20 protein-coding genes are annotated in these 20,096 nt (G+C 72.9%); 13 read left to right on the top strand and 7 right to left on the bottom strand.

What is annotated here, in order from left to right; translation table 11 throughout:
• Positions 1–214: 214 nt before the first annotated feature.
• The 3 genes from aceB to E6R62_RS33960 all read right to left on the bottom strand — a co-directional run bounded on the left by aceB (position 215) and on the right by E6R62_RS33960 (position 2,932).
• Positions 215–1,843, bottom strand: coding sequence for a malate synthase A (gene aceB / locus E6R62_RS33970; RefSeq protein ID WP_136217337.1), 1,629 nt, complete (start codon positions 1,841–1,843; stop codon positions 215–217).
• Between the two features lie 262 nt (positions 1,844–2,105).
• Complete coding sequence (locus E6R62_RS33965) at positions 2,106–2,735, bottom strand: NTP transferase domain-containing protein (protein WP_136217336.1); 630 nt, start codon at positions 2,733–2,735, stop codon at positions 2,106–2,108.
• Positions 2,684–2,932 (bottom strand): hypothetical protein, encoded by a 249-nt coding sequence (locus E6R62_RS33960; RefSeq protein ID WP_136217335.1) that lies wholly within the window; start codon positions 2,930–2,932, stop codon positions 2,684–2,686. Before E6R62_RS33960 ends, E6R62_RS33965 begins: the two co-directional genes overlap by 52 nt.
• A gap of 90 nt (positions 2,933–3,022) precedes the next feature.
• Here E6R62_RS33960 and E6R62_RS33955 point away from each other — a divergent pair, with 90 nt between their 5' ends.
• A complete protein-coding gene (locus E6R62_RS33955) occupies positions 3,023–4,510 on the top strand; it encodes a PLP-dependent aminotransferase family protein (RefSeq protein WP_136217334.1) in 1,488 nt (495 codons plus the stop codon).
• A gap of 10 nt (positions 4,511–4,520) precedes the next feature.
• Here the strand turns inward: E6R62_RS33955 and E6R62_RS33950 are convergent, their stop codons facing one another.
• The gene (locus E6R62_RS33950) at positions 4,521–5,150 is read right to left on the bottom strand and encodes a response regulator transcription factor (RefSeq protein ID WP_136217333.1); all 630 of its coding nucleotides are present in this window, start codon (positions 5,148–5,150) and stop codon (positions 4,521–4,523) included.
• Positions 5,150–6,358 carry a sensor histidine kinase gene (locus E6R62_RS33945; protein WP_136217332.1) on the bottom strand — a complete coding sequence of 403 codons (1,209 nt, stop codon included), beginning with the start codon at positions 6,356–6,358 and terminating at the stop codon, positions 5,150–5,152. Before E6R62_RS33945 ends, E6R62_RS33950 begins: the two co-directional genes overlap by 1 nt.
• Before the next feature lie 134 nt (positions 6,359–6,492).
• On the opposite strand from E6R62_RS33945, the gene E6R62_RS33940 reads away from it, so the two are divergent.
• Both E6R62_RS33940 and E6R62_RS33935 read left to right on the top strand, forming a co-directional pair.
• Positions 6,493–7,578 (top strand): ABC transporter permease, encoded by a 1,086-nt coding sequence (locus tag E6R62_RS33940; protein ID WP_136217331.1) that lies wholly within the window; start codon positions 6,493–6,495, stop codon positions 7,576–7,578.
• On the top strand, positions 7,575–8,258 hold the full coding sequence (locus E6R62_RS33935) for an ABC transporter ATP-binding protein (RefSeq protein ID WP_136217330.1): 684 nt from the start codon (positions 7,575–7,577) through the stop codon (positions 8,256–8,258). Before E6R62_RS33940 ends, E6R62_RS33935 begins: the two co-directional genes overlap by 4 nt.
• A gap of 82 nt (positions 8,259–8,340) precedes the next feature.
• On the opposite strand, the gene E6R62_RS33930 is transcribed toward E6R62_RS33935, so the two are convergent.
• Positions 8,341–9,144, bottom strand: a complete 804-nt coding sequence (locus E6R62_RS33930; protein ID WP_136217329.1) for an IclR family transcriptional regulator — start codon at positions 9,142–9,144, stop codon at positions 8,341–8,343.
• Between the two features lie 328 nt (positions 9,145–9,472).
• Here E6R62_RS33930 and allB point away from each other — a divergent pair, with 328 nt between their 5' ends.
• From allB to E6R62_RS33905, 5 genes are all read left to right on the top strand, one after another.
• A complete protein-coding gene (gene allB / locus E6R62_RS33925; RefSeq protein ID WP_136217328.1) occupies positions 9,473–10,813 on the top strand; it encodes an allantoinase AllB in 1,341 nt (446 codons plus the stop codon).
• A 2-nt stretch (positions 10,814–10,815) separates the two neighbouring features.
• Complete coding sequence (gene alc, locus E6R62_RS33920) at positions 10,816–11,931, top strand: allantoicase (RefSeq protein WP_136217327.1); 1,116 nt, start codon at positions 10,816–10,818, stop codon at positions 11,929–11,931.
• Between the two features lie 226 nt (positions 11,932–12,157).
• Positions 12,158–12,775, top strand: coding sequence for a dihydrofolate reductase family protein (locus E6R62_RS33915; protein WP_136217326.1), 618 nt, complete (start codon positions 12,158–12,160; stop codon positions 12,773–12,775).
• 120 nt (positions 12,776–12,895) lie between these two features.
• Complete coding sequence (locus E6R62_RS33910; RefSeq protein WP_136217325.1) at positions 12,896–13,807, top strand: DMT family transporter; 912 nt, start codon at positions 12,896–12,898, stop codon at positions 13,805–13,807.
• Between the two features lie 55 nt (positions 13,808–13,862).
• The gene (locus E6R62_RS33905; protein ID WP_136217324.1) at positions 13,863–14,054 is read left to right on the top strand and encodes a hypothetical protein; all 192 of its coding nucleotides are present in this window, start codon (positions 13,863–13,865) and stop codon (positions 14,052–14,054) included.
• 117 nt (positions 14,055–14,171) lie between these two features.
• Here E6R62_RS33905 and E6R62_RS33900 read toward each other — a convergent pair whose 3' ends face one another.
• A complete protein-coding gene (locus E6R62_RS33900) occupies positions 14,172–15,176 on the bottom strand; it encodes a Gfo/Idh/MocA family oxidoreductase (RefSeq protein ID WP_136217323.1) in 1,005 nt (334 codons plus the stop codon).
• 239 nt (positions 15,177–15,415) lie between these two features.
• On the opposite strand from E6R62_RS33900, the gene E6R62_RS33895 reads away from it, so the two are divergent.
• From E6R62_RS33895 to E6R62_RS33875, 5 genes are read left to right on the top strand one after another with little or no spacing between them, the layout of a single operon-like run.
• Entirely contained in the window at positions 15,416–16,405 is a 990-nt protein-coding gene (locus tag E6R62_RS33895) for a sugar ABC transporter substrate-binding protein (protein WP_240802054.1), read from the top strand.
• Entirely contained in the window at positions 16,402–17,433 is a 1,032-nt protein-coding gene (locus E6R62_RS33890) for an ABC transporter permease (protein WP_136217321.1), read from the top strand. Before E6R62_RS33895 ends, E6R62_RS33890 begins: the two co-directional genes overlap by 4 nt.
• Positions 17,403–18,305 (top strand): ATP-binding cassette domain-containing protein, encoded by a 903-nt coding sequence (locus E6R62_RS33885; protein WP_240802053.1) that lies wholly within the window; start codon positions 17,403–17,405, stop codon positions 18,303–18,305. The genes E6R62_RS33890 and E6R62_RS33885 overlap by 31 nt, the downstream gene beginning before the upstream one ends.
• On the top strand, positions 18,302–19,474 hold the full coding sequence (locus tag E6R62_RS33880) for an ROK family glucokinase (RefSeq protein WP_136217319.1): 1,173 nt from the start codon (positions 18,302–18,304) through the stop codon (positions 19,472–19,474). Before E6R62_RS33885 ends, E6R62_RS33880 begins: the two co-directional genes overlap by 4 nt.
• Positions 19,471–20,064, top strand: a complete 594-nt coding sequence (locus E6R62_RS33875; RefSeq protein WP_136217318.1) for a hypothetical protein — start codon at positions 19,471–19,473, stop codon at positions 20,062–20,064. The genes E6R62_RS33880 and E6R62_RS33875 overlap by 4 nt, the downstream gene beginning before the upstream one ends.
• Positions 20,065–20,096: the final 32 nt, after the last annotated feature.

The raw sequence follows: 20,096 nt of genomic DNA, 5'->3' as shown, positions 1-20,096 counted from the left end.
GGGTTACCGCCGGCGCCGGTGGCATCGGAAAGGTGACACGCGCCCGGATGTTACCGCTAGGTACAGGCAGATTACGATGACGTAACGACCGACCAATCGGTCGGGAGTCGAGTCCGCCGCGAGTCGGACACGGCTCCGCCCCCGGCGCGTTGCGGCGGCGGGGGCGGAGTCGGTGCGTTCGGCTGCTGTGCGATTCAGCCGAAGTGCGGGCAGGTCAGCCGATCAACTGTTCGTACGCGGGGAGGGTGAGGAAGTCCGCGTAGTCGGCGTCGAGGGCGACCTGGAGCAGGAGGTCGTGGGCCTGCTGCCACTTGCCGGCCGCGAAGGCCTCCTCGCCCACCTCGGCGCGGATCGCGGTCAGTTCCTCGGCGGCGAGCTCGCGGGTCAGCTCGGCCGTGGCCGGCACCAGCGCGCCGTCGTGCTCGAACACCACGCCCGCGTTGATCCACTGCCAGATCTGCGAGCGCGAGATCTCGGCGGTGGCCGCGTCCTCCATCAGGCCGAAGATGCCGACCGCGCCGAGGCCCCGCAGCCAGGCCTCGATGTAACGGATGCCCACCTGGACCGCGTTGCGCAGGCCCTCGTACGTCGGCTTGGCGTCCAGGGAGTCGATCGCGATCAGGTCGCCGGGGGCCACCGAGACGTCCTCGCGCAGCCGGTCCTTCTGGTTCGGCTTCTCGCCGAGCACCGCGTCGAAGGAGGCCATCGCGATCGGCACGAGGTCGGGGTGGGCGACCCAGGAGCCGTCGAAGCCGTCGGCCGCCTCGCGGTCCTTGTCGGCCCGCACCTTCTCGAACGCGACCCGGTTGACCTCCGCGTCCTTGCGGGAAGGGATGAAGGCCGCCATGCCGCCGATGGCGTGCGCGCCGCGCTTGTGGCAGGTGCGGACGAGGAGTTCGGTGTACGCCCGCATGAACGGGGCGGTCATCGTCACCGCGTTGCGGTCCGGCAGGACGAACTTCTCGCCGCCGTCACGGAAGTTCTTCACGATCGAGAAGAGGTAGTCCCAGCGCCCGGCGTTCAGGCCCGCGGCGTGGTCGCGCAACTCGTAGAGGATCTCCTCCATCTCGTACGCGGCGGTGATGGTCTCGATCAGGACGGTCGCGCGGACGGTGCCCTGCGGGATGCCGACGTAGTCCTGGGCGAAGACGAAGATGTCGTTCCAGAGGCGCGCCTCCAGGTGCGACTCCGTCTTCGGCAGGTAGAAGTACGGGCCCTTGCCGAGGTCGATCAGGCGCTGCGCGTTGTGGAAGAAGTACAGGCCGAAGTCCACGAGCGAGCCGGAGGCCGGAGCGCCGTCGATCGTGAGGTGACGCTCCTCCAAGTGCCAACCGCGCGGTCGCATCACGACGGTGGCGAGCTGGTCGGCGGGCTTCAGCGCGTACGACTTGCCCGTGCGGGGGTCGGTGAAGTCGATGCGCCGCTCGTAGGCGTCGATCAGATTGAGCTGGCCGAGGACGACGTTCTCCCAGGTGGGAGCCGAGGCGTCCTCGAAGTCGGCGAGCCAGACCTTGGCGCCCGAGTTGAGGGCGTTGATGGTCATCTTGCGGTCCGTCGGACCGGTGATCTCCACGCGGCGGTCGTTCAGCGCGGCCGGCGCGGGTGCCACCTTCCAGTCGCCCTCGCGGACCTGTGCGGTGTCCGGGAGGAAGTCGAGGCTGGAGGTGCGGGCGATCTCGGAGCGCCGTTCGCCGCGCCGGGCGAGTAGCTCGGCGCGGCGGGGGGCGAACCGCCGGTGCAGCTCGGCCACGAAGGCCAGGGCCGTTTCGGTGAGGACCTCGTCCTGCCGGGGCAGGGGCTCGGCATCGACGATGGCCAGCGGGGACGGCGCTGGTGCGGACATATCTGTCACTCCTTCAGCGGCGGTGCCTGGCGGCCGCGGGGGAATGCTCGCGCGAGACGGCACGCAGTGTCGTCGGGTGTGGAGAGTTCCGGAATACGGTCGCGGGCGCCGTCTGTGGGTTCAGGGCGCTTCTGACCAGTGGATAGTAATTTCCTCATGGTGGAAGTTCAATGGTTTGTTGATGTCGAGATTCTCCTGGTCGACATATTCCGCCGATCGGTGGCCCTCAGTGCCATACCGGTCACCGCGCGCACAAGCCGGCTCACGTCAGGCGCGCCAGGTCGGGCGGGGTGTCGATGTCGAACGCGTCGGCGATGTCCGCGCACTCCACCAGCGTCAGCTCCTGCGCGTGCTCCGTCAGGTGCGCCCGCGCGCCCCGGTCGCCGGTCGCGGTCTCCTCGATGTCGTCCCAGCGGGCGGACCCGAACAGCACCGGGTGGCCGCGCTCCCCGTCGTAGGCCGCCGCCGCCAGGCTGGTGGGGGACCGGTACGCCGCCAGGACGCGGGCCACCGCGGCCGCCCCGATCCCCGGCTGGTCCACGAGCGAGACCAAGGCGGCGGCGGCCCCGGTACCGGCCAGCGAGCGCAGTCCCACCCGCAGCGAGGACCCCATGCCCCGCTCCCAGTCCGGATTGTCCACCACGACGCAGTCCCGCAGGTCGGCGCGCTCGCGGACCTCCGCCGCCGACGCGCCGAGCACCACGTGCACCGGGCCGCAGCCCGCCTCGCGCAGCACCCGGACCGCGTTCTCGACGAGCGGGCGGCCGCGGAAGGGCAGCAACGCCTTGGGGCGCCCGCCCAGGCGGCGCCCGCCGCCCGCCGCGAGGAGCAGGCCGGCGATCACCGGGCGGTCGGCGCCGGACCGGGCGGGGTGAGGGGATTCGTCTGCCATGAGAGCGATTCTCGCCCTTGCGCGTGGCCTCGCGGGCGCCCCGCGGTGAACCCGCGTCGTGCGAACCGGCCCAGCGCGCGCAGGGCGTCCACCGCGGCCCCGAATCGCAGGGGCTCGGAGATCCGCCGCTCGGCGGCGGCCACCAGCGCGCGTTCGTCGCGGTCGGTCAGCGTCGCGGCGTCACGGGTCATCGACATGATCGGTGTCTCCTTGCCAATCGGGGGCCAATACGGGGAGTGTGGTCCCTTGATTGGCCTGGCGGGCAGAGCCAATCGGGGGAGGTTGGCATGGCGAACGGGCGAACCGTCCAGTCCGCGGACACGACCATCGGCAGCCGTCAGCTCGCGGCGCTCCTGCCGCCGGCGCTCCTGGCCCGGCCCGGCTACCGGGCCCTCGCGGACGCGGTGCGGACCCTGATCCTCGACGGCCGGATCGCGCTGCACGTGCGGCTGCCCGCCGAACGCGAACTGGCCGAGGCGATCGGCGCCGGCCGGGCCACCGTCACCGGCGCCTACGACCTGCTGCGCGAGAGCGGCTACGCACGCAGCCGGCGCGGCGCGGGCACCTGGACCGACCTGCCCGACGGGCACCGCCCCGTCGGCGCCCACGCCCTCCTCGGCGCCGGCGGGTACAGCGCCGACCAGGACCCGGGCACGGACCTCGCCATAGCCGCCATGGGAGCCCCCGACGGGGCCCTCACCGAGGCCCTGGCCTGGGCCGCGGCCAGGCTCCCCGAGGCGGCCCGCACCCCCGGCTACCACCCCTTCGGCCTGCCCGCCCTGCGCACGGCCGTGGCGGACCGGTTCACCCGGCGCGGCCTGCCGACCCGCCCGGAACAGATCCTCGTGACGGCCGGAGCCCAGCAGGCGTTCGCGCTGACGGTGAGCCTGCTGTGCCGGGCCGGGGACCGGATCGTCACCGAGAGCCCCACCTACGCCAACGCGCTCGACGCGCTGCGGCACGCCCGGGTGCGCACCGGGTCCATCGCGGTCTCCGATACGGGCTGGGACATGGAGATCGCCGAATCCACCCTGCGCCAGACGGTCCCACGACTGGCCTACGTGATCCCCGACTTCCACAACCCCACGGGCGCGCTGATGCCGCCGGAGCAGCGGCTGCGCCTGCTCTCCGCCACCCGGCGGACCGGCACCTGGCTGGTGGTGGACGAGACCATCGCCGACATCGCGTTGGACGTACCGGCACCTGCCCCGTTGGCCTCGCTTGCGCCGCCCGGGGGAGCCGACCACGTGGTGACCTTGGGCTCGCTGAGCAAGACGCACTGGGGCGGACTACGGGTCGGCTGGGTCCGCGCCACCGCCAAGGTGATCACCGAGCTGGCCTCGGTCCGGGCCGCGGCCGACATGACCGGTTCCGTACTGGACCAGTTGGTCGCGCTGCCGCTGCTGGAAGGACTGGAGCGGGTGCTGCCGGAGCGGCTCGCCGAGCTGCGGGTACGGCGCGGGGCCCTGGTGCGGGCGCTGCGGCGGTACACCCCCGAGTGGTCGTGGCGGCTGCCGCCGGGCGGGCTGTCCCTCTGGGTGGACCTCGGCGAGCCGGTCAGCTCCGCGCTCTCGGAACGGGCCGCGGCCGCGGGTGTCCACATCGGGCGCGGGGCTCGCTTCGGGGTGGACCCCGGCACCTTCGAGCACCGGCTGCGGATTCCGTACACCCTTCCCGCCGACCGCCTGGACGAGGCCGTGCGCCGCCTCGCGACCGCGTTCCACGAGGGCGTCCCGCTCACCCCGGCGGTCCGCCGCCCCCACTGGGTCGCGTAGCGCGGACCACCTAGCGGGTGCGGATCAGGCGGCGGCCGGCCGCCGCGGCCACGGCCGCCGTGCGGGAGTCGACGCCGAGCTTCGCGTACACGTGGACCAGGTGGGACTTGACCGTGGCCTGACTGAGGAACAGCCGCTTGGAGATCTGCTGGTTCGACAACCCGTCCGCGACCAGCTGGAGCACCTCCAGCTCCCGCTTCGTCAACGCCTCCGCGGGCGTCCGCATCCGGTCCATCAGCCGCAGCGCCACCGCGGGGGCCAGCGCCGACTGGCCGGCCGCCGCCGTGCGGACCGCCGCCGCCAGTTCCTCCGGCGGGGCGTCCTTCAGCAGGTAGCCGGAGGCGCCCGCCTCCACCGCCGCCAGGATGTCCGCGTCCGTGTCGTAGGTGGTCAGCACCAGCACCCTGGGGGCCGCCGGGAGCGCGGTGATCAGGGCCGTCGCCGCCGAACCGTGCATCCCGGACCCGAACTGGAGGTCCATCAGCACCACGTCGACCTTCGCCGAGGCGGCGAGCTCCACCGCCCGCTCCGCCGTCGCCGCCTCCGCCGCCACCGCGAAGTCCGGCTCGGCCTCCAGCACGGCCCGCAGCCCCGCCCGTACCACCGGGTGGTCGTCGGCCAGCAGCAGTCGGATGGTCATCAGGGTGCCTCCAGGGGCAGCGGCAGGGTCACGGCCACGGCGGTGCCCTGGCCCGGGGCGGACTCCACGGTGAACAGCCCGCCCAATGTCTCGGCGCGCGAGCGCATCGCGGGCAGGCCGAACCCGCCGTCCCCGGAGGGCGCCGAGGAGACGTCGAAGCCGTGGCCGTCGTCGACGACGTCCAGCGTGACCGAGGCGTCCATGAAGGTCAGGGTGATCTCGGCGCGCCCGGCCCGCGCGTGCCGCACCACATTGGCCAGCGCCGACTGGGCGATCCGCAACAGCGCCACCTCGTACGGGGTGGGCAGCGCCCGGGACGAGCCGCTCAACGAGAACCGCACCCGCGGCCCGGGCGCGGCCGAGCACAGCCGCTCCAGCGCGGCCGGCAGCGACCCGTGCTCCAGATCGGGCGGGGTCAGGGCGCGTACGAACCGGCGGGCCTCGGCGAGGTTCTCCTGGGCGGCCTCGCGCGCCCGACCGATGTGCTCCAGCGCCGCCGCGTCCTCGGGGAGCGAGCGCTCGGCGGCCCGCAGCAGCAACTGGATGGAGGACAACCCCTGCGCCAGGGTGTCGTGGATCTCCCGCGCGAGCCGCTCCCGCTCGGCGAGGACGCCCGCGCCCCGCTCGGCGTCGGCCAGTTCCGCCCGCGTCGCCATCAGCTCCTCGATCAGCCGCCGCCGGCGCTCGCTCTCGCGGTACAGCGCCTGGTAGCCCAGTACGGTCGCCACCGCCACGGCGCCGCCCAGCAGCGGCCCCAGGAACGCCCCCGGTGTCACCACGACGCGGTCCGCCGGGCCGCTGTGCCCGAGGAAACCGCCGATGGCCGCGCAGGCCGTCATGGCGACGGCCGCGATCCCCCAACGCAGCCGCAGCAGGTGCAGTTCCAGGAAGTACAGCGGGAAGGCGATCCAAAGCCCGTCCGGGGAGACCACGAGCAGCGCCGCCCACACGCACCCCAGCGCCCCGAGCCACACCGTCCCGGCCCGCGACGACCGGTGCACGGCGGGGGTCAGCGCTCCGCCCGCGTAGAGCGCGGCGAGCACCGCGCAGGCGGTCACCACCCAACCGGCGCGCGGCGCGGAGTCGGTGACGGCCCGACCGGCGGCCAGGGCGAGGAGCCCGAAGAACAGCGCGTGCAGGCACAGCCGCAGGACGCGCGACACGGGCGTCAGCGGACGGGAGGCGGGGGAGCGGGGGCGTACGGGCATGGCCTGACCAGCGTAAGCGCGGCCGGCGGGCGCCCGGTCAACCGAAAGTTCGATATCCGGCTCCGCCCTTCGACACCGGTAACCGAACCGCCGCGCGATGTCCCGGCCCCCCTGCCGACACCAGGGTGGGGACCATGTTCGTCGCATGGAGAGATCTACGGTTCGCCAAGGGCCGCTTCGCCCTCATGGGGGCGGTCGTCCTGCTGATCACGCTGTTGGTCGGCCTGTTGTCCGGGCTCACGTCCGGACTGGCCCGGGAGAACATCTCGGCCGTCACCGCACTGCCCGCCACCCACCTGTCCTTCGCGGCGCCCCCGGGCGACCAGAAGGTGTCCTTCACCAACTCGCAGCTGCCCGAGAGCGCCTGGCGGACCTGGGGGACGCGACCGGGGGTGCGGATGGCGCAACCACTCGGCATCCGCACCGCCAACGCCGTCCGCGGCGAGCGCACCGCCGCGGTCTCCCTCTTCGGCGTCGACCCCGCCGGCCGGCTCGCTCCTCCCGGCTCCCGGCTCGCCCCGGGGCGGGTGGTGCTCACCGGGAAGGCCGCCGAGGAACTCGGCGGCGCCCGGCCCGGGGACCGGCTGAGGGTCGGCCCGCTCGAACTGACCGTGGCCGCCGTGGCCGGCGCCGCGGCGTTCAGCCACACCCCCGTCGTCTGGGCGGACCTGGGGGACTGGCAACGCGTCGGGAACCCGGGCGGGGTCGGGGGCACCGTCGCCACCGTCGTCGCCCTGGACGCGCCCGGCGTCGACCTCGCGGCCGGCGACAAGGCCGCCGGCACCCGGACCGAGACGCTCGACGACGCCCTCGGCGCCATCGGCTCCTACACCTCCGAGAACGGCTCCCTCCAACTGATGCGCGGCTTCCTCTTCGCCATCTCGGCGCTGGTCACAGGGGCCTTCTTCACGGTGTGGACCATCCAGCGCAGCGGTGACATAGCGGTCCTCAAGGCACTGGGGGCCTCCACCGGCTACCTGCTCCGGGACGCCCTCGGGCAGGCCGTGGTCATGCTCGGTCTCGGCACCGGGCTGGGCACGGCGCTCGCGGCCGGCTTCGGCGCGCTGATCGGCGGCGGCGCGGTGCCCTTCGTACTCGACGCGGCCACCGTCCTCGTCCCCGCCGCGGTCATGATCGCGCTCGGCGCCCTGGGCGCGGCCCTGTCCATCCGGCGGATCACCGCCGTCGACCCGCTGACCGCACTGGGGAGCGCCCGATGACCCTGAGCCTGCACGACGTCACCCTCACCTACCCCGACGGCGACGGCCGGCTCACCGCGCTGGACGGCGTCTGCCTGGAGGTGCCCGGCGGCACCCTCACCGCGGTCGTCGGGCCTTCCGGTTCCGGGAAGTCCAGCCTGCTCGCCGTCGCCGCCACGCTCGTCACCCCGGATTCGGGACAGGTGGTCGTCGCGGGCCGGGACACCGCCGACCTCGGCCCGGCCGAGAAGTCGAGGCTGCGCCGCGAGGAGATCGGGATCGTCTTCCAGCAGCCCAATCTCCCCGCGTCGCTGACCGCCGCCGAGCAGCTCCAGGTGATGGCCCACCTCGCGGGCCGCCCCGCCCGGGCGGCCCGGGGCCGGGCGCTGGAGCTGCTGGACGCCGTGGGCCTGGCCGACAAGGCCGACAGGCGTCCCCACCAGCTGTCCGGGGGCCAGCGCCAGCGCGTCAACATCGCCCGCGCCTTGATGAACGAACCCGCCGTGCTGCTGGTCGACGAGCCCACCAGCGCGCTGGACCACGAGCGCGGAGCGGCCGTGCTCGACCTCCTGGTCACCCTGACCCGCGAGCGCTCCACGGCCACCGTGCTGGTCACCCACGACCATGCCCACCTGGAGCGGATGGACGGTACGGCGCGGATGGCCGACGGTCGCCTCACCCGGTCGGTCCCGACGGCCTGAGCGGCGCGGGCCCCGGCGGCCACACGAGAAGCCCCGGCACCCTCCCTCGCGGGCGGTGCCGGGGCTTCGCGTACGGCGGGGACTACGCGGGGCTCTGGCTCTGCAGCGCCACCGACAGCTCGGCCGCGACGCCCTGGAGGATCGGCACGAAGGACTCGGCCACGGCCTCCGTCACCCGGCCCGCCGGGCCGGAGATGGAGATCGCCGCGGCGGTCGGGGAGTTCGGCACCGACACCGCCAGGCAGCGGACCCCTATCTCCTGCTCGTTGTCGTCGACCGCGTAGCCGGCCTTGCGGACCTGCTCCAGGGCGTCCAGGAAGCCCTCGGGCGTGGTGATGGTCTTCTCGGTCGCGGCCGGCATGCCGGTGCGCGCGAGCAGGGCGCGGACCTCCTCGGCGGGGGTGTGAGCGAGCAGCGCCTTGCCCACGCCGGTGGAGTGGGGCAGCACCCTGCGGCCGACCTCGGTGAACATGCGCATGGAGTGCTTGGAGGGCACCTGGGCGACATAGACGATCTCGTCCCCGTCGAGCAGTGCCATGTTCGCCGTCTCCCCGGTCTCCTCCACGAGGCGGGCCAGGTAGGGCCGGGCCCAGGTGCCGAGCAGCCGGGCGGCCGACTCGCCCAGGCGGATCAGCCGGGGACCGAGGGAGTAGCGTCGGTTGGGCTGCTGGCGGACGTACCCGCACGCCACGAGGGTGCGCATGAGACGGTGGATCGTCGGCAGCGGCAGGCCGCTCGCGGCGGAGAGCTCACTGAGGCCGACTTCGCCCCCCGCGTCGGCCATGCGTTCGAGCAGGTCGAAGGCGCGCTCCAGGGACTGGACGCCACCGCCGCCGGCGGTGCGCTTGGCGGAAGCGTCGGTGGTGCTGGCGCTGGACGTCGGCACGGGCGCGGTCCTTTCGGTGCTGGCAGGCAAGGAAGCAGCCTACCGGTCGGTCGGCGTCGGCCCTAGAGCCGGGCGATGCCTTCCCCGCCGGTCAGAGGGGGTTTGTCCGGGAGACGGAGGGTGCCCTGAAGTTACCCGGCGTCCCTGGATGGTGATAGCTACATTCTGTATAGTGAAATCTTAATTCCATCTTGTGGAAACGTCCAACTGGCTCCCGAGGCTGTCGGCGGTCCGTCCGGACACTCTTGACTGGCTTCGGATCGCGGTGAAGACTCCGTCAACAGAACGTTGAATTTCGCTCTGTGGAAGTAGATGGGGAGGTTCCGGCGTGTCCGACGACGTGGAACTGGTACTGCGCTCGACTCGCGTCATCACCCCCGGGGGGACGCGCGCCGCTTCGGTAGCCGTCGCCGCCGGGAAGATCGTCGCCGTACTGCCGCACGAGGCCGAAGTACCGGCCGGGGCCCGGCTGGAGGACTTCGGGGACGACGTCCTGCTCCCCGGTCTGGTGGACACCCACGTCCACGTGAACGACCCGGGCCGCACCGAGTGGGAGGGCTTCTGGACGGCCACCCGCGCCGCCGCGGCCGGGGGCATCACCACGATCCTCGACATGCCCCTGAACTCCCTGCCGCCGACCACGACCGTCGACCACCTGCGGATCAAGCAGGACGTCGCGCGCGGCAAGGCGCACGTCGACGTCGGCTTCTGGGGCGGTGCGCTGCCCGACAACGTCAAGGACCTGCGCCCCCTGCACGACGCCGGCGTCTACGGCTTCAAGTGCTTCCTGTCGCCCTCCGGCGTGGACGAGTTCCCCGAGCTCGACCAGGAGCAGCTGGCCACCTCGCTCGCCGAGATCACCGGGTTCGGCGGGCTGATGATCGTGCACGCCGAGGACCCGCACCACCTGGAGTCGGCGCCGCAGAAGAACGGTCCCAAGTACGCGGACTTCCTCGCCTCGCGGCCGCGCGACGCCGAGAACACCGCGATCGAGAACCTCATCGCCCAGGCCAAGCGGCTGAACGCGCGCGTCCACGTCCTGCACCTGTCCTCCTCCGACGCGCTGCCGCTGATCGCCGCCGCCAAGGCCGAGGGCGTCCGGATCACCGTCGAGTCCTGCCCGCACTACCTCACCCTCACCGCCGAGGAAGTGCCCGACGGCGCCAGCGAGTTCAAGTGCTGCCCGCCCATCCGCGAGGCCGCCAACCAGGACCTCCTGTGGGACGCGCTCGCCGCCGGCACCATCGACTGCATCGTCTCCGACCACTCCCCCTCCACCGCGGACCTCAAGACCGGCGACTTCGCCACCGCGTGGGGCGGCATCTCCTCCCTCCAGCTGGGCCTGCCCGCGATCTGGACCGAGGCGAGGAAGCGCGGCCACAACCTCGAAGAGGTCACGCGCTGGATGTCCACCGCACCGGCGGCCCTGGCCGGACTGGCGGCCAAGGGCGCCATCGAGGCCGGTCGCGACGCCGACTTCGCGGTGCTGGCCCCCGAAGAGACCTTCACCGTGGACCCGGCCCACCTGCACCACCGCAACCAGGTCACGGCGTACGCGGGCAAGACCCTGCACGGCGTCGTGAAGTCCACCTGGCTGCGCGGCACGCAGATCGCCGACCACGGGACCCCGACCGGGCCCACGGGCCGACTTCTCGAAAGGCAGAACTGACTGTGACGGCGATTCCCTCCTTCACCGGCAACGCGAACCCGTACGGGGGCGGCGACCCGTACGCGGACTACCGCACCGCGGACTTCCCGTTCACCCAGTACGCGAACCTCGCGGCGCGTGCGCTCGGCGCCGGTGTCATCGCCGCCAACGACGAGTTCTTCGCCGAGCGCGAGAACCTGCTCATCGAGGAGCCCGCGCACTTCGACCCCGAGCACTTCGGGCACAAGGGCAAGGTCATGGACGGCTGGGAGACCCGCCGCCGCCGGGGCGTCTCGGCCGAGCAGCCCTGGCCCACCGCCGAGGACCACGACTACGCCCTGATCCGCCTCGGCGCCCCCGGCGTCATCCGCGGCATCGTCGTCGACACCGCCCACTTCCGCGGCAACATGCCGCAGGCCGTCTCCGTACAGGCCGCCGCCGTCGAGGGCTCCCCGACCGCGGAGGAACTGCTCTCCGACGACGTCAAGTGGACGACCCTCGTCGAGCGCACCCCCGTCGGCGGCCACGCGGCCAACGGCTTCGAGATCGATGTCGAGCAGCGCTTCACGCACCTGCGCCTGAACCAGCACCCGGACGGCGGCGTGGCCCGCCTGCGCGTCTACGGAGAGGTCCGCCCGGACCCCGAGTGGCTCGCCGCGCTCGGTACGTTCGACGTCGTCGCCCTGGAGAACGGCGGCTCGGTCGAGGACGCGTCCAACCGCTTCTACTCCCCGCCGACCAACACCATCAACCCGGGCCGCTCCCGCAAGATGGACGACGGTTGGGAGACCGCGCGCCGCCGTGACAACGGCAACGACTGGATCCGCTACCGGCTGGTCGCCGACTCCGAGATCCGCGCCGTCGAGATCGACACCGCCTACCTCAAGGGCAACTCGGCCGGCTGGGCCTCGCTGTCCGTCAAGTCCGGCGAGGAGGGGGAGTGGACGGAATTCCTGCCGCGCACCCGCCTGCAGCCCGACACCAACCACCGCTTCGTGCTGGACACCCCGGCGGTCGGTACGCACGTGCGCATCGACATCTTCCCGGACGGCGGCTTCTCCCGCCTGCGGCTGTTCGGTTCCCTGACGGAGGCCGGCGCGGCCGCGCACGCCGCCCGCCACCAGGAACTCGGCGGCTGATCGCGTACCCCGGGGGCCGACACCCCCGGGCGCACGGTCCGAAGGGGCGCACCGCCGGTCGGTGCGCCCCTTCGGCGTACGGGGGAGCCGCGTACCGGGAGCCGCCGGACGGGTACCGGAGGGAAAGGGGGCCCGGCCCGCGCGCGCCGCGGCGACGAGTCCCGGACGGCCCGGGAGTCTGAACGGTGCAGACGACCCGACCGTACCGAGCAAGGAGCGCGGAGCCATGGGCAAGCTGACCCTCACCACCTTCCTCACCCTCGACGGGGTGATGCAGGCCCCCGGAGCGCCCGAGGAGGACCCCAGCGACGGCTTCCGCTACGGCGGTTGGCTCGTGCCCTTCGCCGACGAGGGCATGGGCGCCTTCGTGACGGAGATCTTCGACAGGGTCGAGGCGTTCCTCCTCGGGCGGCGCACCTACGACATCTTCGCCGGCTACTGGCCCCACCACGACGACCCGGCGGACCCCGTCGCGAGCAGGCTCAACCACCTGCCGAAGTACGTCGCCTCCACCACGCTGCGCGAACCGGCGTGGGAGAACACCACCGTCGTCGACGGCGAACACCTCCAGGCCGAGGTCGTACGCGTCAAGGACCGGCTGGAGGGAGAGCTCCAGGTCCACGGCAGCGGGCGACTGGCGCAGTGGCTGCTCGCCCGGGACCTGGTGGACGAGATCAACCTGCTGGTGTTCCCGGTGTTCCTCGGCGCGGGCCGCCGGCTGTTCCCCACGGGCGGCCTCCCGACGTCCTACGCCCTGACCGACCACCGCACCACCCCGGGCGGCATCGCCCTGCACACCTACCGGCCGACCGGCCGCGCGGCGTTCGGCTCCTTCGCGGACTGACCGGGGAGCGAGCCGCGGCCGGACGGCGACGTGGACCCACCGTGATCCACTCCGGTACGGTGAGCCGCGTCCCGAGGGAGCCGCCGAAGTCTCCGCCCGCCTCCCGCCGCTGGAGACCCCGTGTCCGCACTCGCCGCCGTCCCCGCCGCCGCACCCCGCCGGGCGTGGCCCACCGATCTGCCGGTGCTGCTGGTGGCCGTCGTGTGGGGCGGCAGCTACCTCGCGGCCAAGGGGATCACCGCCGCGCACACCGTGGTGGCCGTGCTCGTGCTGCGGTTCGCGCTCGTGCTGCCGGTGCTCGCCCTGGCCGGCCGGCGGCGGCTGCGGGCGCTCACCGGGGCCCAACTGCGCGGCGCGGGCGCCCTGGGGCTCGTACTGGGCGGGATCTTCCTGCTGGAGACCTACGGGGTCGTCCACACCTCCGCCACCAACGCCGGGCTGATCATCAGCCTGACCATGATCTTCACCCCGCTCGCCGAGGCCGCCGTACGCCGCAGCCGACCCTCCCGCGGTTTCCTCGGCGCCGCCGCCCTGTCGGTCACCGGGGTGGTGTTGCTGACGCAGGGCGCCGGGTTCACCGCCCCCGGCGCCGGCGACCTGCTCATCCTCGGCGCCGCCCTCGCACGGACGGCGCACGTCCTGTTGATGGCCCGGATCAAGGCCGTCCAGGACGCCGACTCGCTCTCCCTCACCACCGTCCAACTTGCGGGCGCCGTCGCGGTCTTCGCCGTCCTGGCCGCACTGCCGGGCACCGGCGCGAGCCCGTGGGAGGCCGCCGCCGACTTCGGTCCCGCCGCGTGGGCCGGACTCGCCTTCCTGTCCCTGCTGTGCACGCTCTTCGCCTTCTTCGTGCAGATGTGGGCCGTACGCGCCACCTCCCCCTCCCGCGTCAGCCTGCTGCTCGGCACCGAGCCGTTGTGGGCGGCCGCCGCCGGGATCGCGCTCGGCGGGGACCGGCCGGGCCCCGCCGGTCTCGTGGGGGCCGCGCTGGTCCTCGCCGGCACCGCCTGGGGCCGACGCGCCGCAGGCTGATCGAATGGCCGAAAGCCGCCCCGTCCGGAGTCAACCGCCGGTCTAGGGTGACCCCATGCCGATTCCGGACCTCAGTACGATCGCCGAAGACCGCGACGAGAACCGGCAGACCACCGACACCCTGCCGGACGCGGGGACGGCGCGCCCCGAACAGCCGGCGACCCCGCGCGCCGACCAGGAAGGGCCGCCGGAGCGGACACCCGGCGCGATGGTGCGGGGCGTGCGGCGCCATCGGGTGCGCTGGTAGCCGGTGGGATCGCCGAAGACGCCCGGCCGATCACCCGACCCCCGGCGGGCCGCCCGGCGACCGGGCCGTCCGCCACGGGACGTCCGGCCGTCACAGGTCCGGGAGCCCGTCCGGCCGTCACAGGTCCGGGAGCTCCTCCAGCCGTACCGGGCGCCGCTCCCGGCGCGAGTGCTCGCAGGCCTCCGCGATCCGGAACGCGGCGAGCGCCTCCCCGCCGTCGCACGGGTTGGGGCCCTCGCCGCGCACCAGCCGTACGAAGGCCGCCAGCTCCGCCTCGTAGGCCGGGCCGAACCGCTCCAGGAACCCGGCCCAGGGCTTGCTCGCCGGGGGCGGTCCGTGCGGCTCGGTCGACGCGATGGGCGTGCGGTCGTCCAGCCCGGTGGAGACCTGGTCCAGCTCGCCGGCCAGCTCCATGCGCACGTCGTACCCGGCGCCGTTGCACCTGGTGCCGGTGCTGCTGACGAGTGCGCCGTCGTCCAGGGTGAGCAGGGCCGCGCCGGTGTGGACGTCGCCCGCCTCCCGGAACGCCGGGAGGCCCGCGTCCGACCCGGTCGCGTACACCTCGGCCACCTCGCGCCCGGTCACCCAGCGGACCATGTCGAAGTCGTGCACCAGACAGTCCCGGTACAGGCCCCCGGAGGTCGGCAGGTACCCCGCCGGCGGCGGCGCCGGATCGGCGGTGGTCGTCCGTACGGTGTGCAGCCGACCCAGCGCGCCGGAACGTACGAGCGCCCGAGCGGCCGCGTACCCCGCGTCGAACCGGCGCATGAAACCCACCTGGAGCACGCCGCGCGCCGCGCCGACCTCGCGCAGCACGGCCAGCGTCCGCCCCAGATCGGGGGCGACCGGCTTCTCGCAGAACACCGGCAGCCCGCCGCGCACCGCCCGTACGACGAACTCGGCGTGCCCCTCCGTCGCGCAGGACACGACGAGGGCGTCCACGCCCCAGGTGAAGACCTGGTCCACGCTCGGCGCGGCGGTGGCCCCGAGCCGGTCCGCGAGCCGCGCGGCCCGCCCGGGGACGGCGTCGGCCAGCAGCAGCGAGCCGGCGTCCGGCCGGCGGGCCAGGACCGCCGCGTGGAACGAGCCGATCCGGCCCGTCCCGATGATCCCGATGCGCATGCACTCAACGTGACCCCGCACCGGGGACCTGTCAATCTGCCCGGGAGTGCCCCGATGGTCTCCCATGGTCCGCTGTGGCGGATACTGGGCGGCTGGAACCGGAATGGACCGCTTTGGCGACGATCGGCTGTGACGGGGACGAGATGCACGACGATTCGCTCGACGGGCGCACGACGAAGAGACGCAGGACAAGGGAAGGGCACGGCGACGTGGCTAGGGTTGGGACAGGGGTGCGCGTCGTGGGCGCCGTGCTCGCGGCGGTGCTGGGCGCCTCCCTCGTGGGCTGCAGCAGTACGGGCGGCAAGCGCGCCGAGGAGCGGGCCAAGAGCGCCCAGGCGGGCCGGCCCGCCGTGAACACGCCCCGCTGGACCTTCGCGATGATCACCCACGCGGGCGACGGCGACACCTTCTGGGACATCGTCCAGAAGGGCGCCAAGGAGGCCGCCGCGAAGGACAACATCAACTTCGTCTACGCCCACGACGACCAGGCCCAGCAGCAGGCCCAGTACGTGCAGAACGCCATCGACCAGAAAGTGGACGGCATCATCGTCAGCCTCGCCAAGCCCGAGGCCCTCAAGGACGTCATCGCCAAGGCCGTCAAGGCCGGCATCCCGGTGGTGACCGTCAACTCCGGATCGGCGCAGTCCGCCGAGTACGGCGCCCTGACCCACATCGGCCAGGACGAGCAGATCGCGGGCGAGGCCGTCGGCGCCGAGCTGGGCAAGCGGGGCAGGAAGAAGGCCGTCTGCGTCCTGCACGAGCAGGGCAACGTCGGCCACGAGCAGCGCTGCGCCGGGGCGAAGAAGGCCTTCGGCGGGTCCGGCGGGATCATGGAGAACCTGTACGTCGAAGGCACCAACATGCCTTCCGTGCAGGCCGCCATCCAGGCCAAGCTCCAGGCCGACCCGTCCGTCGACTCGATCGTCACGCTCGGCGCCCCCTTCGCCCCCACCGCGATCAAGGCCAAGGACGCGGCGGGCAGCAAGGCGGAGGTGGACACCTTCGACCTGAACGAGTCCGTGGCCCGCGACCTGAAGTCCGGCGCCCTCGGCTTCGCCGTCGACCAGCAGCCCTACCTCCAGGGGTACCAGGCCGTCGACCTGCTGTGGCTCAACCGCTACAACGCCGACGTGCTCGGCGGCGGCCGCCCGGTGCTCACCGGCCCCCAGATCGTCACCGGCGCCGAGGCGGCCAAGCTGGAGGAGTACATCAAGCGGGGCACCCGATGAGCGCACCGGCCCTCGCCGACGAACGGCTCGCGCCCACCTCCCTGGTGCGCCGCCTCCTCGGCCGCCCCGAACTCGGCGCGGTCGTCGGCGCCGCGGCCGTCTTCGTCTTCTTCTCCTTCGCCGCCGACAGCTTCCTGCGGGCCTCCAGCCTCAGCACGATCCTGTACTCGGCCTCCACCATCGGGATCATGGCGGTGCCGGTCGCGCTGCTGATGATCGGCGGCGAGTTCGACCTGTCCGCCGGCGTCATGGTCACCACCTCGGCACTGATCAGCTCGATGTTCAGCTACCAGATGACCGCCGACGTCTGGGTCGGCGTCCTGGTGTCCCTGCTGGTCACGCTCGCGATCGGCTTCTTCAACGGCTTCATGCTGACCCGCACGAAGCTGCCCAGCTTCATCATCACGCTGGGCACCTTCCTGATGCTGACCGGCTTGAACCTCGGCTTCACCAAGCTGATCAGCGGCTCGGTCTCCACCAAGTCCATCGCCGACATGGAGGGCTTCCCCTCGGCCCGGGCCCTGTTCGCGTCCCAGTGGAACGTCGGCTCGGTCACCTTGAAGGTCACCATCCTGTGGTGGCTGGCCCTGGTCGCGCTGGCCACCTGGCTCCTGCTGCGCACCCGCGCCGGCAACTGGATCTTCGCGGTCGGCGGCGGGGCGGACGCGGCCCGTGCCACCGGCGTCCCGGTGGTCAAGACGCGGATCGGCCTCTACATGGGGGTCGCCCTGTGTGCCTGGATCTCCGGGCAGCACATCCTCTTCTCCTACGACGTCGTCCAATCGGGCGAAGGCGTCGGCAACGAGTTCCTGTACATCATCGCGGCTGTCATCGGCGGCTGCCTGATGACCGGCGGTTACGGCTCGGCCATCGGCTCGGCCGTCGGTGCCTTCATCTTCGGCATGACCAGCAACGGCATCGTCTACGCCCAGTGGAACCCGGACTGGTTCAAGTTCTTCCTCGGCGCGATGCTGCTGCTCGCGACGCTGCTCAACGCATGGGTCCGCAAGCGGGCGGAGGCGAAGTGAAGGTGAAGGACGCGACCGCCGTGAAGGCGGACGACACGACCGCCCTGGTGCGGCTGACCGACGTCAGCAAGTACTACGGCAACATCCGCGCCCTCCAGGACGTCTCCCTGGAGGTCTCCGCCGGCGAGATCACCTGTGTCCTCGGCGACAACGGTGCGGGCAAGTCCACACTGATCAAGATCATCGCGGGGTTGCACCGCCACGACGCCGGCAGCTTCGAGATCGAGGGCGAGGAGACCGTGCTCGCCAACCCGCGCGCGGCCCTGGACCACGGCATCGCCACCGTCTACCAGGACCTCGCGGTCGTCCCGCTCATGCCGGTCTGGCGGAACTTCTTCCTCGGCTCCGAGCCCACCCGCGGCCGCGGGCCCTTCCGCCGCCTCGACGTGGACCTCATGCGCGCGACCACCCGCGCGGAACTGCTGCGGATGGGCATCGACCTGCGGGACGTGGACCAGCCGATCGGCACCCTGTCCGGCGGCGAGCGCCAGTGCGTGGCCATCGCCCGGGCGGTCCACTTCGGGGCCAAGGTCCTCGTCCTGGACGAGCCGACGGCGGCGCTCGGCGTCAAGCAGTCCGGTGTGGTCCTCAAGTACGTCGCCGCGGCCCGTGACGCGGGTCTCGGCGTGGTCCTGATCACCCACAACCCGCACCACGCCCACCTCGTCGGGGACCGCTTCGTGCTCCTCAAACGAGGCGCCATGGCGGGCAGCCACACCCGGGACTCGATCACGCTGGACGAGCTCACCCGGCAGATGGCGGGCGGCTCCGAGCTGGACGAGCTGAGCCACGAACTGGAGCGGGTGGCAGAATCAGGCCCAGACCACACGTCCGGCACCACCCGCACCCCGAGGGACGACACGACTCGATGAGCACGTACCGGGACTTCACGCTCACCCACCGGGGGTCGGCGCGGGGCACGGTCCTGCGGACCGTCGGGACCCGTGAACGCCGGTCGCTGCTGACCGCCCCGCGCGTCCCGACCGTCGGCATCGACATCGGCGGCACGAAGGTCATGGCCGGCGTCGTGGACGCGGACGGCGTCATCCTGGAGAAGATCCGCGCGGAGACGCCGGACAAGTCCAAGAGCCCCAAGGTCGTCGAGGACACCATCGTCGAACTGGTGCTGGACCTCTCCGACCGGCACGACGTGCACGCCGTGGGCATCGGGGCGGCCGGATGGGTCGACGCCGACCGCTCCCGCGTCCTCTTCGCCCCGCACCTCGCCTGGCGTGACGAGCCGCTGCGCGACGCGCTCCAGTCCCGGCTCGCGGTACCGGTCATGGTGGACAACGACGCCAACACCGCGGCCTGGGCCGAGTGGCGCTTCGGAGCCGGCCGCGGCGAGGACCACCTGGTCATGATCACGCTCGGCACCGGCATCGGCGGCGCCATCCTCGAAGGCGGTCAGGTCAAGCGCGGTCGCTACGGGGTGGCCGGCGAGTTCGGCCACATGCAGGTGGTGCCCGGCGGCCACCGCTGTCCCTGCGGCAACCGCGGCTGCTGGGAGCAGTACAGCTCCGGCAACGCCCTGGTCCGCGAGGCGCGCGAGCTGGCCGCCGCCGACTCCCCGGTCGCGTACAACATCATCGCGAGGGTGGGCGGCAACGTCCAGGAGATCACCGGGCCGCTCATCACCGAGCTTGCCCGCGAGGGCGACGCCATGTGCGTGGAGCTCTTCCAGGACATCGGCCAGTGGCTGGGCGTCGGCATCGCCAACCTCGCCGCCGCGCTCGACCCGTCCTGCTTCGTCATCGGCGGCGGCGTCAGCGCCGCCGACGACCTGCTGATCGGGCCCGCCCGAGACGCCTTCCGGCGCCACCTCACCGGCCGCGGCTACCGTCCCGAGGCCCGCATCGCCAAGGCCCAGCTCGGCCCCGAGGCGGGCATGGTCGGCGCCGCCGACCTCGCCCGGCTCGTGGCCCGCCGCTTCCGCCGGGCGACGCGCCGGCGCGTGGAGCGGTACGAGCGCTACGCGCGGCTGGGGCTGCGCGACACCGCCGGCCCCGCGGACCCCGAGAAGCAGGACCGACAGCCGTGAACCCACCCCCCCTGCTGCCCCGCCAGGCCGCCGCCCCCGACGACGGCGGCGCGCCCGCGTCCACGGTCGAGGACCGTCGGCACGTCGTCCGGCGCCGATGGATCACCGCGATCATCATCCTGCTGCTCGTCGGCGTCCCGGCGGGCTACCTCGCCATCTCCGCCCACCAGAGCCGCCAGAGCGGCCGCGACAAGGCCGCCACGGTCGGCGCGGCCAAGGTGCGCACGGCCTGGCCGTCCGCGGTACAGCGCAGCATCTACGAGGTCCCCATCCCGATGATGGCCTCGCTCGTCGGCTACCTGGAGACCAACAACTGGCACACCAGCCGGCTCTACACCCAGTTCTCGCTGACCCCCCGGGAACTCGACACCTTCCTCGCCGACATCGGCACCAGCAAGGACAAGCTGACGCCGGGCGTGTCCATCTCCGAGCGGGACGCGAAGGTCGCCGGCTGGAGCTGGAGTCCCAAGCACACCTGGTACGGGATCACCCTCGACGCCAAGAACCCCCGCCCCACCAGGGACGTCACGGTCGACTTGACCAAGCCCGGCAACCCCAGGGTGTACGTGGTCTCCACGGCCGTCCCGTAGCCCCGGTCCGAGGCCGGGGCGGCGGCCCGTCG

This window comes from Streptomyces sp. A1136 (assembly GCF_004795055.1).
GTDB lineage: Bacteria > Actinomycetota > Actinomycetes > Streptomycetales > Streptomycetaceae > Streptomyces.
This window is presented reverse-complemented; position numbering and strand designations above follow the sequence as displayed.

Coding starts and splice junctions, on each gene's coding strand:
- aceB (WP_136217337.1), bottom strand. CDS start 1,843: ATGTCCGCACCAGCGCCGTCCCCGCTGGCCATCGTCGATGCCGAGCCC.
- E6R62_RS33965 (WP_136217336.1), bottom strand. CDS start 2,735: ATGGCAGACGAATCCCCTCACCCCGCCCGGTCCGGCGCCGACCGCCCG.
- E6R62_RS33960 (WP_136217335.1), bottom strand. CDS start 2,932: ATGTCGATGACCCGTGACGCCGCGACGCTGACCGACCGCGACGAACGC.
- E6R62_RS33955 (WP_136217334.1), top strand. CDS start 3,023: ATGGCGAACGGGCGAACCGTCCAGTCCGCGGACACGACCATCGGCAGC.
- E6R62_RS33950 (WP_136217333.1), bottom strand. CDS start 5,150: ATGACCATCCGACTGCTGCTGGCCGACGACCACCCGGTGGTACGGGCG.
- E6R62_RS33945 (WP_136217332.1), bottom strand. CDS start 6,358: ATGCCCGTACGCCCCCGCTCCCCCGCCTCCCGTCCGCTGACGCCCGTG.
- E6R62_RS33940 (WP_136217331.1), top strand. CDS start 6,493: ATGTTCGTCGCATGGAGAGATCTACGGTTCGCCAAGGGCCGCTTCGCC.
- E6R62_RS33935 (WP_136217330.1), top strand. CDS start 7,575: ATGACCCTGAGCCTGCACGACGTCACCCTCACCTACCCCGACGGCGAC.
- E6R62_RS33915 (WP_136217326.1), top strand. CDS start 12,158: ATGGGCAAGCTGACCCTCACCACCTTCCTCACCCTCGACGGGGTGATG.
- E6R62_RS33905 (WP_136217324.1), top strand. CDS start 13,863: ATGCCGATTCCGGACCTCAGTACGATCGCCGAAGACCGCGACGAGAAC.
- E6R62_RS33900 (WP_136217323.1), bottom strand. CDS start 15,176: ATGCGCATCGGGATCATCGGGACGGGCCGGATCGGCTCGTTCCACGCG.
- E6R62_RS33890 (WP_136217321.1), top strand. CDS start 16,402: ATGAGCGCACCGGCCCTCGCCGACGAACGGCTCGCGCCCACCTCCCTG.
- E6R62_RS33885 (WP_240802053.1), top strand. CDS start 17,403: ATGGGTCCGCAAGCGGGCGGAGGCGAAGTGAAGGTGAAGGACGCGACC.
- E6R62_RS33880 (WP_136217319.1), top strand. CDS start 18,302: ATGAGCACGTACCGGGACTTCACGCTCACCCACCGGGGGTCGGCGCGG.